This window comes from Aurantimonas sp. HBX-1 (genome assembly GCF_021391535.1).
Classification (GTDB): domain Bacteria; phylum Pseudomonadota; class Alphaproteobacteria; order Rhizobiales; family Rhizobiaceae; genus Aurantimonas.
Genome location: NZ_CP090066.1, coordinates 33,615 through 46,957 on the forward strand (window position 1 = coordinate 33,615; position 13,343 = coordinate 46,957).

The window sequence follows — 13,343 nt, forward strand, 5'->3', positions numbered from 1 at the left end:
CACCCCGCATCGGCCGTGTCAGCCCTGCGCGGCCCAGACATAGGCGCCGTAGCCCGCCAGCATCGCCACGCCGACGCCGCGTCCGATCAGCTTGCGGGTGAGCAGCAGGCCGGTCAGCACCAGCGACAGCGCGATCATGATCGGCAGGTCGAAGGTGAGGAAGCGCGGCGCCACCGGGATCGGCGCGATCATCGCCGTCGCGCCGAGAATGCCGAGGATGTTGAAGATGTTCGAGCCGACGATATTGCCGATGGCGATCTCCGACTGCCGGCGGAAGGCGGCGATCAGCGACGTCGCCAGCTCCGGCAGCGAGGTGCCGACGGCGACGATGGTCAGGCCGATGAAGGCTTCCGAGATACCGTAGTCGCGGGCGATGGAGACGGCGCCGTCGACCAGGAAGCGCGCCCCCGCCATCAGCGCCACGAGCCCGCCGATCACCCAGAGCACCGAAATCAGCATGGAGGAAGGCGGCTTGATGCCCTCGGCCTCCACGACGACCTCGCCGGGCTGCAGATAGGCCCAGACGAGATAGGCGACGAGCCCGGCAAACAGGATGAAGCCCGACAGGCGGCCCATCTCGCCGAGGGCGAAGACCGGCAGCAGCGCCAGCGCCGCAAGCGTCATGACGGCGGTGTCGCGCTTCAGCGTCGCGCCCATGACCTTGATCGGCCAGACCAGGGCCGACAGGCCGATGATCAGCAGGATGTTGGCGATGTTCGAGCCGACGATGTTGCCGAGGGCGATGTCGGGCGAGCCGCGCCAGGCCGCGTCGACCGACACCAGCAGTTCCGGCGTCGAGGTGCCGAAGCCGACGACCGTCAGGCCGATCAGCAGCGGCGGGATCGCCATGCGCCGCGCGATGCCGACGCTGCCGCGCACCAGCGCTTCGCCGCCAAGAAACAGGCCGACCAGTCCGGCCAGCAGGAGAAGATAATCCACGTCGACGCCCCCGAGGCCGGTTGGTCCGGCCGCGCGCCAGATGTGCATGGGCGCAAGGGCCCGCAAGATCGGAGCGCCTGAACTGAATGTGAAGTCGGCCGCCGGGGGCTCGCCGTCCCGGTGGCGAATGCCCCTGCGGTTGCGGGCAATGAGCACCCTGGCACGCGGTTTTCGCGCAAACCCCGCAGCCGCTGCGCTCGCCGGGACCGGCGCGACCTGCGCCGCTCCTGGGCCACCTGTTGCAGATCGGGCACAGGTCGACGGGCGGAAGCCGGCGTCCGGAGCCGGGGCTTTCCCCTTCCGAATAAGTGGACTAATCCACTCATATTAACTTCGTGCAGGCGGATTTCTCATGGCGCTCGGCTCCCGGATCAACGGCAATCTCGTTCGACGCCTCGGCGGCGTGATGCTTTCCTCGACGGTCCTGTTGGGCGCGGCGTCGCTGCAACCGGCGCTCGCCCAGGACGTCATCCAGCTGGACACGGTGACCGTCACGCTGGACGAGAACGGCAACCCGATCGGACAGGGCACGGGTCCGGGCGAGGCGAACGAGCAGGAAGGCTTCGTCGCCACGCGCAGTGCCGGCGCGACCAAGACCAACACGCCGATCATCGAGACGCCGCAGTCGATCTCGGTCGTCACCAGCGACCAGATCGAGCGCCAGGATGCCCGCACCATTCGCGCCGCCACCCGCTACACGGCCGGCGTCACCCCCGAGATCACCGGCGGCGCCGATACGCGCTGCGGCGGCTTCAACATCCGCGGCTTCGATTCCACCGCCAACGCGACCTTCTTCGACGGGCTGCGGCTGCCCTCGTCGTCGATCATCAACTTCCTCTGCCTCGATCCCTACGGCGCCGAGCGCATCGAGATCCTCAAGGGCCCGTCCTCGGTGCTCTACGGCCAGAACGGCCCGGGTGGCCTGATCAACTACGTCAGCAAGAAGCCGACCGACGCGCCGCTGCGCGAGGTGGAGATTTCCGGCGGCAGCTTCGGCCTGCTCGAAGGGCGCTTCGACCTTTCGGGACCTGCCGGCGTGGACAGCCCGTTCGGCTTCCGCCTAACCGGCGTTGCCCGCAATTCCGAAAACCAGGTCGACACGGTCGACGACGACCGCTTCTTCATCGCGCCGGCGATGTCGTGGGAGCCGGATGCGCAGACCAGTCTGACCGTCTCCGGCAACTACCAGCGGGACCGCGCCGGCTGGGGCCTGCAGTTCATGCCGGCTTCGGGCACGCTCACCGACAATGACGGGCGGCGGATCCCGAACAGCCGCTTCCTCGGCGAGCCCGACTTCGACCATTACGACACCGACATGGGCTCGATCGGCTACCAGTTCAGCCACGAATTCAACGACACCTTCACCTTCCGCCAGAACGCGCGTTATGCCGGCCTCAGCCACGACGAGGCGAGCATCTACGGCGGCGGCTATATCGACGAGGCTGCCGGCCTGCTCGCCCGCTCGGGCGGCACCGGCGATGTCGGCCTCGACACGTTCTCGATCGACAACCAGGTCCAGGCGGAGTTCGACACCGGGATCCTCGGCCACACGCTGCTCGGCGGCCTCGACTACCGCAAGACCCGCTACACCGACACCGTCGACCTCTATGGCGCCGACCCGATCAACGTCTTCGATCCGGTCTATGGCAGCCCGGTCACCCGCTTCGGCAACTACTACGACAACACGGTCGACCAGACCCAGACCGGCCTCTATCTGCAGGACCAGATCAAGCTCGACCGGCTCTCGCTCGTCCTCAGCGGCCGCTACGACTGGGCGACGACGGCGCTGGAGCGACCCGACAGCGACTTCCTGAGCGCCGTCGACGCGGAGAGGGACGCCGACGCCTTCACTGGCCGCGTCGGGCTGATCTACAATTTCGACAACGGCATCGCGCCCTACGTCACCTATTCGGAATCTTTCCTGCCGCCGCTCGACGTCAGCGCCACGGGCGGCCTCTTCGAACCCGAGGAAGCGCGCCAGTACGAGGCCGGTATCAAGTACGAGCCGGCCGGCTGGAACACCCTGCTGACCGCCTCGGTCTTCGACATCGTGCGCGACAACGCCATCCGCTTCGATGCCGTCGGCGGCACGTTCCAGGCGCGCCAGACCGGCCAGATCACCTCCCGCGGCTTCGAGCTCGAGGGCGTCGCCAGCCTCACCGACAGCCTCAACCTGCGGCTTGCCTACACCTATCTCGACGCCGAGATCACCGAGGATCCGGATGGCGGCCTCGAAGGCATGACGCCGACGACGATCCCCCGCCACACGGTCTCCGGCTGGGCCGACTACACGATCCGCAACGGCTCGATGTTCGATGGTCTCGGGGCCGGACTCGGCGTGCGCTATGTCGGCTCGAGCTACGGCGACGACGCCAACAGCTTCAAGGTGCCGAGCGCCACGGTGGTCGACGCGGTGCTGAGCTACGAGCGCGACAATTACGAAGTGTCGGTCAACGCCAGCAACCTGTTCGACAAGGAATACGTCGCCTCCTGCGGCAATGCCGACTTCTACTGCTTCTACGGCGAGGGGCGCCGCATCACCGGCAAGGCGACGATCCGCTGGTGAACGAGGCCGCATCGGAGGGCCGGCGCTTCCCCGCGTCGGCCGCGCCGAAGCCGTCCTGCGCGCCCGCTACCCTGCCGAAATCTCTTCACGGGACACCGCTCTTGTCCGATCACCAGGCCCCTTCCAAGGTCTCCCAGGCCGGCCGCGGCGTGATGACCCCCAGCCGTCGCATGGTGCTGGGCGGGCTCCTCGCGGCGCCCTTCGTGCTGCGTTCGCGGGCGGCCTTCGCCGGCCCGCTGCGGGTCGCCTCGCTGGATTTTGCCCTGGCCGAGCAGATGATCGTGCTCGGCGTGCCGCCGATCGCGCTCGCCGACGCGAACGAATGGCTGAAATGGGTCGGCGCGCCGCCGCTTCCGGCCGGCACCGTCGACATCGGTACGGGGCTCGCCCCCAATCTCGAGCTGCTGGCGGCGCTCCGGCCGGACCTGATCGTCACCACCGAATTCACCGCGATGACCGAGCCGCAGGTGAGCCGCATCGCCCCGGTCGAGCGCTTCGCGATCTACTCGCCGGGCGGCTCGCCGCTGCCCAAGGCGATCGCCGCCATGCGCCGGCTCGGAACCCTGCTCGGGCGCGAGGCGGAGGCGGCGGCCTATCTCGCCGACACCGAGGCCTTCTTCGCGGCCTGCGCCGAACGGGCAAGGCCGTTCCGCGACAAGCCGATCGTCATGCTGTCCTTCATGGATCCGCGGCACGTGCGCGTCTATGCGCGGCCGGGCATGCAGCAGGACGTCATGGACCGGCTCGGGCTGCACAACGCCTGGCAGGGCGAGGGGATCTTCTGGGGCTTTGCCACGGTCGGCGTCGAGCGCCTCGCCGAGATCGGCGAGGCGACGGCGGTCGCCGACTACATGCCGGACGACGTGCGGCGGGTCCTCGAAGACAGCCCGCTGTGGCGCTCGCTGCCGCTGCGGGAAGACGGCGGCCCGGTGCCGATCCTGCCGACCGTCGCCGCCTTCGGCGGCGTCCCTACCGCCCGGCGCCTCGCCACGCTGCTGCTCGACGAACTGGAAAGGCAGGCGGCGTGACGTCGCTCGCCGCAACCGCAGGGATCGGCCGGATCGGGGGCGCCGAGCGGCTGGTCCTCGTCATGGCGCTGCTGGCGCTGGGGCTCGGGGCGGTCTTTCTCGGCCCCAGCCTGCCGGTCCTCTGGCGCGGCAAGCTGGCCGGCTACGACGCCGAACGGATGGTGCTCGTCTATGCCACCCTGCCGCGCCTTGCGATGGCGGTCCTGTGCGGCGCGGCGCTCGGCGCCTCCGGCGCGCTGTTGCAGCAGGCGCTGCGCAACCCGCTCGCCTCGCCGACGACGCTCGGCATCGATGCCGGCGCGCGGCTGGCGCTGGTGATCGTGACGCTGTTCTTCCCGGCGCTCTTCGGCTGGGGCCGCGACGTCGTGGCGCTGGCAGGATCCGGCCTTGCCGCTGCCCTGGTCTTCGCGCTCAGCCGGCGGCAGGACTATTCGCCGGTCTCGCTGATCCTCTCCGGCCTGCTGGTCAGCCTCTATTGCGGGGCGCTGGCGGCGAGCCTGACCCTCGTCGAAAGCCGCTATCTCGCCAGCCTCTTCGTCTGGGGCGCCGGCTCGCTCAGCCAGCAAAGCTGGGACCCGGCGACCGACCTCGCGCTGCGCCTCGCCATCGTTGCGCCCTTTGCGCTGCTGATCGTGCGGCCGCTGGCGGTGCTCGATCTCGGCGAAGCGGCGGCGCGCGGCCTCGGCCTCGACGTCTCGACGCTGCGCCTCGCCGCCGTCGGGCTCGCCGTGCTGCTGGCGGCGTTCGTGACCAGCGCGGTCGGATCGATCGGCTTCATCGGTCTCGTCGCGCCGATCCTGGTGCGGCTCGCCGGGGCGCGCAGCTTCGCCAGCCGGTTTGCCGGCGCCACCGCCGTCGGCGCGCTGCTGCTGCTGGTCACCGACCTTGTCGTGCAGCTTCTCGCGGGCGCTGCCGCCGACTTCCTTCCGACCGGTGCCGTGACGGCGCTGCTCGGCTCGCCGATCCTGCTCTGGCTGCTGCCGCGGGTCACCGCGCGGATGCGGCGCGTCGAGGCGATGGCTTCGCCGCGAGCCCGCCGGTCCATAGCCGGCTCGGTCTATGTGGCGCCGCTCGTCCTCGCCGCGTCCCTCCTGGCGCTGGTACTGGTCGCGCTGTTCGTCGGGCGCACGCCGAGCGGCGGCTGGGAGATCCTCTCCTCTACAGCCATGGCCGACATATTGCCGTTCCGGTGGCCGCGGGTGCTTGCCATGGCGACGGCGGGGCTGCTTCTCGGTACCGCCGGCTTCCTCCTGCAGCGGCTATCCGGCAACGAGATGGCCAGCCCCGAGATCCTCGGCGTCAGCGCCGGCGCGACCTTCGCCATGGCCATCGCGCTGTTTGCCGGGCTGGCGCAGACGGCGCTGGGCGCCACCGTCGCGGCGACCATCGGCGCCGGGCTCGTGCTGACCCTGATCCTGCTGCTGGCGCGCCGCAGCGGCTTCCAGCCGGAGCGCATGCTGCTCGCCGGCATCGCGCTCGCGGCGCTGCTCGATGCCGTCATCGGCGTCCTCTCCGCCGCCGGCGACCCGCGCGCCTTCCAGCTTCTGTCCTGGATGACCGGCGCGGCGCAGACCGTCGCGCCGGCCTCGGCGATCGCCTCCTTCGCGTTGGCGGGTCTCGGCCTCGTGACGGGCCTTGGCTTCATGCGCTGGCTGGCGGTCCTGCCGCTCGGCCCGGCCGCGGCGCTGGGGCTCGGCGTACCCTTGGCGACGGCCCGGGCGCTGCTGCTGGTGCTCGCGGCCGTCACCACCGCGGTCGCGACGCCGCTCGCCGGCCCGCTGACCTTCGTCGGCCTGATCGCGCCGCATCTGGTGCGGTTCCTCGGCGTGCGGCCGGCGGGCAGCGGACTGGTGCTCTCGGCGCTCGCCGGCGCGGCCATTCTCGTTGTCGCCGACTGGCTGGCGCGCAGCATCGCCTTCCCGTTCCAGCTGCCGACCGGCCTCGTCGCCTCGCTCGTCGGCGCGCCGATCCTTCTTTGGCTTCTGCAGAGACGCAACGCATGACGACGAACCACCCCGAAGCGCGCGTGTCGCCGGCGGACAGCGGTTTTGCGCTGACCGACGTGCGCTACGACATTGCGGGCACGACCATCCTGCATCCGCTCTCGGCGCGAATCGCCGGCGGCCAGGTTCTCGGCCTCGTCGGGCCGAACGGCTCCGGCAAGTCCACCCTGCTCAGGCTGCTCGCCCGCCAGGCCGCCCCCAGCGCCGGGAAGCTCACCTTCGATGGCCGCCCGCTGGCCAACTGGCCGGCGCGCGAGTTCGCCCGGCGCATTGCCTATCTGCCGCAATATCCGCAGGCCGGCACCGGCCTGACCAGCCGGGAGGTGGTGGCGCTCGGCCGCTATCCCTGGCACGGGCCGTTCGGCCGTTTCACCAAGGCGGACGCGGCGGCGACCGAGGAGGCGATGGCGCTGACCGGCACCAGCGCTTTCGCCGACCGCGACCTCGACACGCTGTCGGGCGGCGAGCGCCAGCGCGTCTGGCTGGCGATGCTGGTGGCGCAGGACGCCGGTTGCCTGCTGCTCGACGAGCCGACCTCGGCGCTCGACGTCAGCCACCAGATCGAGGTCCTGTCGCTGATCCGCCGGCTGGCGCACGAGGGCGGGCGCTGCGTCGTCGTCGTGCTGCACGACGTCAACATGGCCTCGCGCTTCTGCGACCACGTGCTGGCGCTGCGCGATGGCCGTCTCGTCGCCAGCGAGACCGTGCACCGCTTCATGACGCCGGAATGCCTGCACCGCGTCTACCGGCTCGACATGCAGATCCTGGCGCATCCCCGCCATCCCGCGGGGGTGGCCGTTGCCAACTGACCGTCTGAAGCGCCCACCCGAACCGATGAGGCCAGCATGCTGACCGCCACCTGCGACCTGTCCGCCCCGGAGCCGGAAAAGCTGCTCGAATTGTTCTGCGAGCATTATGTCGAGCACGGCGCCGTGCAGCGCCGCGGCGCCGCCGGACGCATCGTCATCCCCTATGGGCGCTTCGCGATCCTCGCCTCGCCGACGGGGCTGTCGGTACGCGCCCGCGCCGAAGACGAGACCAACCTGATCTACGTCAAGTGGGGCATCGTCAGCCATCTGCAGGAATTCCTCGGCGAGCGGGCGCCGCCGGTGCGCTGGACCGGCGACGGCGCCTCCGAGGGCACGCCCGCCTTCTGGCGCGAAATGCGGGTGGTTTCGACCGCCGACGTCACCCCGTGCATGCGCCGCGTCGTGCTCGAGGGCAGCGATCTGGCGCGCTTCGAGGCGGGCGGTCTGCACGTGCGGCTGTTCTTCCCGCCGGCGGGTCGGCCGCTCCGCGGGCCGGTGCTGGCGGAGGACGGTTGCCCGGTCTGGCCGCAGGGCGAGGACATGCTGACGCCGCGGGTCTACACCGTCCGGGCGATCGACCCGGCGAGCGGGCACGTGTCGATCGACATTTTGCGCCACGACGGCGACGCGACGCCGGGCTCGTCCTTCGCCGTCAATGCCGCGCCCGGCGACATCGTCGGCATGGCGGGTCCGCTCGGCGACGCGGGCGTGCCACCGGGCAACCGGCTGTTCTTCTTCGGGGACGAGACGGCGATCCCGGCCATCGACCGCCTGCTGCGGCGCCTGCCGGCATCGGTCACGGCGAAAGTGGTGATCGAGGTCGCCGGCGCGGCGGAGGAGCAGGCGCTGACCAGCGCCGCCGCCTTCGACGTAACATGGCTGCATCGCGGTGCCGGCGCTCGCCTCGCCGATTCAGCGCGGGAGCTGACTGCCGATACGCTCGGTCCGGACGGCTTCGTCTGGGCGGGCTGCGAACATCGCGACTTCGTCGCCATCCGCCGGCATTGCCGGGCGGTGCTCGGCCTGCCGCGCGAGCGCCACCGCGTCGCCGCCTACTGGCGCAAGGGCACGAAAGGCGGATAGACGCGGTCTTATCAGCCTCGGCGGCCGAAAAGGTACGCCGGCTAAGCAGGTATGATTATTGCGCAGTTTATGGGGAGGACTTCATGCGCCGCACCGCGGCCGGAACGACCGCCGCGGACGCGGCGCAGCCGATTCCTACTCGCCCTTGAAACCCTTGTTCCAGGCGCGGTGGTCGGCGGTACCGGAGGCGTAGGGGTTGTCTTTCTTGGTCAGGCGCTTGCGGGCCGCTTCGCGGCCTTCGCGCCAGACGGTCTGGTCGCGCGTGAGCATGGACGGCTTCGTGCTGGACATGGTGATCTCGATGCATGGAGGATTGTGCGCTGCATTAGCGCATAATTGCCGGCAAAAGAAGGCGGAAGGCCGCTGGAGACCGGATATCGGCGCGCGATGGCCGGATATCGGGCGCCGTCCGCCCTATTCCTTGCCGCAGGGCCAGCGTTCTGGCGCCACCAGGCCGGCGGGAAGGATGGTCGCGTCGTTCCCGCAGGCAAGCTCGATCTGCATCTGCGTCAGGCCGCGGGCGGCGGAGAGGTCGCTGCCCTCGATGCGGGTCAGGAACATGTAGGCGCCGGTGAAATCCAGCTCGCCGGCAATCCGTGCGCCGGCGAAACTGGCGCGGGCGAGGTTGGCGAAGCCGAACATGTTGCCGGCCAGCTCGGCATCCGCGAAATTCGCGCGACCAAGCTCGGCCTTCTCGAAATTGCTGCCGGACAGGACGGCGCCGGAAAAATTCGCCCGCTGCAGTTCGGCGCTCCGGAACGAGGCTTCCCGGGCCGAGATTCCGGAGAAATTCGTGCGATAGGCCTCGACCTTGGTGAAGTTCGCGCCGTCGGCAATCGCCCCGGCGAGCGAAGTCCGCACGAGTTCGGCTTCCTCCAGATTGGCGGCGTCGAGCCGGGCGTTGCGCAGGTTGGTCAGGCCGAAATCGGCGTCCCGCAGGTCCGCGCCGTCGAGACTGGCGCCTTCGAGGCTGAGGTTCTTCCGGTTGCATCCGCTCCAGTCGATGCCCGGCCGCGCCGCGGCGGCGCAGTCGGCCGCGGCGGCCGGCAGGGTGCTGCCCGCAAGCAGGGCGAAAGCCAGGGCCGGGAGCGCCGAGCGGCGGGCAGTGTCGGAGGGGACGGCGTTCGGGCGCATGGCAGGATCCTCGGCTCAGGCACGCGGCGTCTTGTGGCTCGCTCCGCGTCAGCATCTGCACAATGCATGAGATAGTCGTTGGTCCCCTAGGTGCGCCATGCCGTCGCGGCGGAGTTTTTTCTGTGTCCCGGCGGCGCTGCTGTCCGAAGCACGAAGGCCGGGTGGGTGACGTAGCGGCCGAAGAGCAACACCGACAGATTTACGCAAGGATTGCCGCTTTTTTGCACATTTCCTCGACCAGGCTGATAGCACGATGTCGGAGGGGGAGCTTGTCCATGGCTCGACGACATATCATCGCTATCGCGAGCTGCGGCATGCTCGCCGGCTGCAGCCTCGGCTCGCCGATGTCGAACTTCGCGTTTCCCAGCCTGCCGCGCGCCACGATACCGGACATCCAGCTGATGGGCGTGCCGCTCTACGGGGAAAAGCCCGGCGTGAAGCTCACGCCGACGACGCCGTACGAGCTGTCGCCGACCGAGGCGGACGTGGTGCGGCTCGCGGTCATCCGCAGCTTCCCCGACGCGGCCGGGGTCAGCTTCTATCCGCTGCGATCGGGTCTCACCACGCAGGGCACCGTCGCGGTGTGCGGCATGGTGTCTGCCAGAAGCGGCGAGGGCGCCGCGGACGACCGATTGTTCCGGGGAGAGTTGAGCCGGCAGGTTCAGCCCGGCAGCCCGACATTCGCCGTCAAGCAGATCGGCGGCGCCAACGCCGCGACGCTCGACGTCTATGGCGACTGCCAGAAACAGGGCCTGGCCTAGGGTTCCACGATCGGCGGACGGTTTCCGCCGGGTAGCTGCTGCGCCTGCCCGCTTGGCGCGTGCCGCCCGCCGCCCATGGCCGGCCGTCCCGCCGCCGCAGCTAAATAAAACTTACGTTGCATCGCAACATTTCTCAGTTTCGCTGATGCCGCTGCGTGTGCATAAAGCGGGCTCCCGGCAACGCCGGCTCTCCGCGTGAACGAGCACGCGGGCAGCACCCAATGGAGAAGACCATGAACAGGCTCCTCGGAGCCGCGGCGATCCTCATCGCCGCGACAGCAGCCGCCACGGCAGGCGATTTCAAGCCCCTCGAAGGGCGCAGCATCGAGCTCGGCGGCCTCAACGGCGTCGCCTACTACACCGTCGCCGACGGCGGCTACGACGTCGTGGCGACCCTGGTCGGAGCCGAGGGTTCGCCCGTGCGCGTCTCGACCCGCCTCGCGGACGGCCAGTCGCTGACGCTGATGGTGCCGGAATCGGTCGGCAGCGCGCCGCAGGCCGTCGACATCCGCCGCGACGGCACGACCGTCCTGATCGCGCCCAGCACCGTCGCCATGAACTGAACGGACGGCCGGGGCCGGCGCGTGGCGCCGCGCCCCGGCAATGTCGTCGACCCGGATGCCGCGGCGCCGGGTCGAGAGGCTGGCCCGCCCGGCGGGCCCGCCTGATCCCTCGCCGCGGGCAAGGCTCGCGGCCTGCCGCCTCACCAGGTCATGTGCGCCTTCAGCAGCACGTCGCGTCCCTCGCCATAGCCGCAGGACGCGCTGGTCTGGCAGCCCGAGACATATTCCTTGTCGAAGACGTTGTTGACGTTCAGCGAGACGCCCCAGTCGTCGCGGTCGTAGCGGATCGCCGCGTCGAAGACGGTGGCGTCCGGCACCTTCAGCGTGTTCTCGTTGTCGGCGTAGCTGTCGCCGATGTAGCGGATGCCGCCGCCGAGGCCGAGCCCCTTCAGCGTGCCGTGCTGGACGGTGTAGTCGAGCCAGGCCGAGGCCAGCACTTCCGGCACGAGATAGGGGCGGTTGCCGACGATGTCGGGGTTGGCGTCCTTCTCGATCGTCAGATCGTAGGCGGTGAAGGCGCCGGTCACCCGCCAGCTCTCGTCGAGATTGACCTTGGCTTCCAGCTCGACGCCGCGCGAATTGATCTCGCCGATCGTCTGCGGGATGTAGAGCGGCGCGATCGACTGCAGCGTGTTGCGGCGGGTCAGGTCGAACAGCGAGGCGGTGAAGACGCCGTCGAGGAAGCTCGGCTCGTACTTCACGCCGACCTCGTACTGCTCGCCTTCCTCCGGCACGACGCCTTCGCCGTTGGCGTCCGTGCCGATCTGCGGGTTGAAGAAGCGCGAGACGCTGACATAGGGCACGAGGCCGTTGGCGAATTCGTAGCCGAGGCCGGCGCGGCCGCTGAACGAGCCTTCCCGGCTGTCGTAGTCGGCGTCGAAGCTGCTGCGGTCGTCGCGGTCGATCCACACCTCGTCGTAGCGGCCGTTGAGCGTCAGGATGAAGCCGTCGCCGAACTTCGCCTGGTCCTGCACGTAGACGCCGAGCTGGTTGAGGTCGATCGTCTCGTCGAGATACGGCGCCCAGAGTGCCGGCAGGTCGTTGGTGTAGTTCGGGTTAGTCGGGTTCAGCGGATCGGCGGCGCCGGATGACTGCACCTGATCGATCCCGAAATACTTGTAGTCGATGCCGGTCATCAGCGTGTGCGCCACCGCGCCCGTGGCGAACTCGAAGGTCGCGCGGTTATCGGTGGTGAAGTTGTCGACCGTCGTGTCGTGGGAGAAGTTCACGCGGTAGAGGAGGCTGTCAGGCGTCTCAGGATTGAAGAAGCCGCCCTGATACTGGTCCGGCGCGGTGTTGGGATTGTAGTACCCATTGAAATACGGGCCGTATTCCTCGCGCTCGACACGGCCGTAGCGGGTGTTGGAGGTCAGCGTGATCGCGTCGGTGACCGCCGTCTCGAACTCGTAGCCAAGCGTGAACTGCTTGTTCTCGAACGTGTCGAGATCCGGCTCGGAATAATAGAGGTCGCGGCCGATCCGGCCGAACGGCGCGTCGACGACGCTGCCGACATAGGGCAGGAAGCCGTTGACGTGGCGCTGGTCGTCATACTGGTAGGTCGCGTAGAGGTTGAGCCGCGTATCGGCATCCGGCGACCAGGTCAGGTTCGGGGCGATGAAGCCGCGGAAATTGTCGGCATAGTCCGTGTCGGTCTCGCCGCCCTTCAGCTTGCCGAGCAGGCGATAGCTCCAGACCCCGTCCTCGGTGAGCCGGTCACCGATGTCGAAGGCGCCGTAGCCGTTCGGGTCGTCGTTGATGCCGCCCTCGATGTAGCGGATGCGCTCGCCGGTGGCGCGCTTGGAGATCGAGTTGACGAGGCCGCCCGGATTGGAGCCGCCGTAGAGCACCGAGGCCGGGCCGCGCATCACTTCGATCCGCTCGAGCTGGAACGGGTCGATGATGAAGCCGCCGAAGGCGTAGGAATAGAGGTTCAGCGAGTCGAGATAGACGCCGGTCTGGGTGGCGTTGAAGCCGCGGATGTAGAACCAGTCGGTATCGGTGTCGGAGCCGTAGGGCTGCGTGAACACGCCGGGCGTGTAGCGCAGCGCCTCGTCGACCTTCTGGACGCCGCGGTCGTCGAGTTCCTCGCGGCCGAGCACCGAGACCGACTGCGGCACCTCGATCAGCGGCGTGTCGGTCTTGGCGCCGGTGGTGGTGTCGCGGGCGACGTAGCCGTCGACCGGCCCGGTGCCGGTCCCGCCGGGGGCGCCGCCCGTACCGCCGTCCGTCTCGACCACGATCGTGTCCAGCACGATCTGGCCATTGGTCTGCGCCACTGCCTGCGACAGCGTCGCGAGGCCGATCGCGGAAACGGAAACGAGCAGGCGGGCACGCAGATACATGGGGTTCATCCGGTTGGAGACTCGATCACCGAGCCCTCGCACGAACATAACTTGACTCCAAGTGTCAAGTTTTAGGCTGGCACCTCCGCGCGCGGACCTGTTGCCGCCATGCCAC

At 69.3% G+C, this 13,343-nt stretch carries 11 protein-coding genes; 7 read left to right on the forward strand and 4 right to left on the reverse strand.

Translation table 11 applies throughout. From position 1 onward, the window contains the following. Positions 1 to 18: 18 nt before the first annotated feature. Positions 19 to 939, reverse strand: coding sequence for a calcium/sodium antiporter (locus LXB15_RS00190; protein WP_233950302.1), 921 nt, complete (start codon positions 937 to 939; stop codon positions 19 to 21). A 352-nt stretch (positions 940 to 1,291) separates the two neighbouring features. On the opposite strand from LXB15_RS00190, the gene LXB15_RS00195 reads away from it, so the two are divergent. From LXB15_RS00195 to LXB15_RS00215, 5 genes are all read left to right on the forward strand, one after another. Next, positions 1,292 to 3,505, forward strand: coding sequence for a TonB-dependent siderophore receptor (locus LXB15_RS00195; RefSeq protein ID WP_233950303.1), 2,214 nt, complete (start codon positions 1,292 to 1,294; stop codon positions 3,503 to 3,505). Between the two features lie 101 nt (positions 3,506 to 3,606). Next, positions 3,607 to 4,533 (forward strand): ABC transporter substrate-binding protein, encoded by a 927-nt coding sequence (locus tag LXB15_RS00200; RefSeq protein WP_233950304.1) that lies wholly within the window; start codon positions 3,607 to 3,609, stop codon positions 4,531 to 4,533. A 62-nt stretch (positions 4,534 to 4,595) separates the two neighbouring features. Beyond that, on the forward strand, positions 4,596 to 6,536 hold the full coding sequence (gene fhuB, locus LXB15_RS00205; RefSeq protein WP_233953282.1) for a Fe(3+)-hydroxamate ABC transporter permease FhuB: 1,941 nt from the start codon (positions 4,596 to 4,598) through the stop codon (positions 6,534 to 6,536). Beyond that, positions 6,533 to 7,345 (forward strand): ABC transporter ATP-binding protein, encoded by an 813-nt coding sequence (locus tag LXB15_RS00210; RefSeq protein ID WP_233950305.1) that lies wholly within the window; start codon positions 6,533 to 6,535, stop codon positions 7,343 to 7,345. Before fhuB ends, LXB15_RS00210 begins: the two co-directional genes overlap by 4 nt. A gap of 36 nt (positions 7,346 to 7,381) precedes the next feature. After that, positions 7,382 to 8,428 (forward strand): siderophore-interacting protein, encoded by a 1,047-nt coding sequence (locus LXB15_RS00215; RefSeq protein WP_233950306.1) that lies wholly within the window; start codon positions 7,382 to 7,384, stop codon positions 8,426 to 8,428. A 135-nt stretch (positions 8,429 to 8,563) separates the two neighbouring features. Here LXB15_RS00215 and LXB15_RS00220 read toward each other — a convergent pair whose 3' ends face one another. Together LXB15_RS00220 and LXB15_RS00225 are read right to left on the reverse strand one after the other, a co-directional pair. Continuing rightward, positions 8,564 to 8,719 carry a hypothetical protein gene (locus LXB15_RS00220; protein WP_233950307.1) on the reverse strand — a complete coding sequence of 52 codons (156 nt, stop codon included), beginning with the start codon at positions 8,717 to 8,719 and terminating at the stop codon, positions 8,564 to 8,566. 123 nt (positions 8,720 to 8,842) lie between these two features. Next, the gene (locus tag LXB15_RS00225; protein ID WP_233950308.1) at positions 8,843 to 9,562 is read right to left on the reverse strand and encodes a pentapeptide repeat-containing protein; all 720 of its coding nucleotides are present in this window, start codon (positions 9,560 to 9,562) and stop codon (positions 8,843 to 8,845) included. A 275-nt stretch (positions 9,563 to 9,837) separates the two neighbouring features. Here LXB15_RS00225 and LXB15_RS00230 point away from each other — a divergent pair, with 275 nt between their 5' ends. Together LXB15_RS00230 and LXB15_RS00235 are read left to right on the forward strand one after the other, a co-directional pair. Beyond that, positions 9,838 to 10,323, forward strand: coding sequence for a hypothetical protein (locus tag LXB15_RS00230; protein WP_233950309.1), 486 nt, complete (start codon positions 9,838 to 9,840; stop codon positions 10,321 to 10,323). A 233-nt stretch (positions 10,324 to 10,556) separates the two neighbouring features. Then, positions 10,557 to 10,886 carry a hypothetical protein gene (locus LXB15_RS00235; RefSeq protein ID WP_233950310.1) on the forward strand — a complete coding sequence of 110 codons (330 nt, stop codon included), beginning with the start codon at positions 10,557 to 10,559 and terminating at the stop codon, positions 10,884 to 10,886. 140 nt (positions 10,887 to 11,026) lie between these two features. Here LXB15_RS00235 and LXB15_RS00240 read toward each other — a convergent pair whose 3' ends face one another. Beyond that, complete coding sequence (locus LXB15_RS00240) at positions 11,027 to 13,237, reverse strand: TonB-dependent siderophore receptor (protein ID WP_370640254.1); 2,211 nt, start codon at positions 13,235 to 13,237, stop codon at positions 11,027 to 11,029. Between the last annotated feature and the right edge of the window lie 106 nt (positions 13,238 to 13,343).